A 1,181-nucleotide genomic window follows, 5' to 3' on the forward strand; every position below is an offset into this window, starting at 1 on the left:
GCTGTGCCTCGTCACAGAAAAGCAGCACTGTGCCGCTCCCCGCTCGAGCAGCCGCCTCGCGAATCCGCAGGGCCAGACGCATCCGCTTGGCCGGATTGGAACCTGCGTTCGGGTCGGGGTCTCCAACGGCCTCGAGCAAGTTCGCAAAGAACGGGCCTTCGGCATGCCGCGGTTTGTGTTCGCATTGCGCGTGGTAGCTCGTCATCTTCGGATGATTGCGCGCCAGCAGCAATCGCACGTACTCGATCGCCCGTGTCTTGCCGATGCGGGACGGGCCATAGATCAGTGCTCCCATGACGCGATAGCGTAGACATCGCTCGACCAACTCATAAAAGGCTTCGATCGCAGGCGTGGCGATACGATAATTGCCGGTCACCAGCGGGTGAAGTGACGGATCGATGGGACGCGGCATCTGAGGTGTCATGGCATACCTCGCAATGTGAACGACGGTGTTAGAAGACTTGGCCAGTCCCGATAGTGAGTTTGCGCGGCTGCGCCGGCTGTTGGGGCAAAATCGAGACAGCGTCTGCTGCTGCCGCAGCCGGTGCAGACACCACGGAGGAGGCAGCGCTCCGCGTGGTGGGCGTGGCCTCGGCTGGCGTACGCGTTGTCGGTGCACTGGCAAGCAGCCGCACGGTCCGCGCGTATTCCGTCGCGGCCTTCCGACTAGTCTTTGCCTGCTCGAGCTTGGCCTGCACATAAGCTTCGATCGGATTCGAGTCGCCCGGTTGGCTTCGACGCCGATCCCGCAGCTTTCTCACCTCCTGGCGCAGCTTCAGGTTGTGCGGCACCACACCCCAGGCGCCTTGTGCATCCAGGATGCCGAGTTCCGTGCCATCCGTGAGAAAGGCACGCACGCATCGCAGATCGTCAGCATTCAGGTAGACGAGTAGCTGCTTGCCGACCAGCCGCGTGCTTCTTGCCAGCACACCACTCGTGTAGCGCACGCCATACAGGTTAATGTGCGGACGTACGCCTTGCTCAAGATAGGCACGCACACGACANCGGCGGGCCGACTGCATCAAGCACAGCGTGCGACGATGATGCTCAGCAAGCCGCGTCAGCACCACCTGTTGAGTATTGAGCAAGTATTCCATTGCTTCGAGCGGGGTCACGCTGTTCAAGCCGGTATGCGGCGTACCGTTGTACGTCGTGATCGCATACTCAACCAGCTCCTCCAG

Annotated in this window: 2 protein-coding genes; both read right to left on the reverse strand. The window is 61.5% G+C overall.

All coding sequences use genetic code 11. The features are described from left to right. Positions 1-424: ATP-binding protein (locus A3A5_RS0123160; protein ID WP_035813493.1), on the reverse strand; the 424-nt coding region annotated here is incomplete at its 3' end. 28 nt (positions 425-452) lie between these two features. Beyond that, positions 453-1,181 (reverse strand): hypothetical protein (locus A3A5_RS42085; RefSeq protein ID WP_018312882.1); only part of this gene is annotated, 729 nt, incomplete at its 5' end.

Origin of the sequence: Cupriavidus sp. UYPR2.512 (assembly GCF_000379565.1) — a bacterium.
Lineage (GTDB): Bacteria > Pseudomonadota > Gammaproteobacteria > Burkholderiales > Burkholderiaceae > Cupriavidus.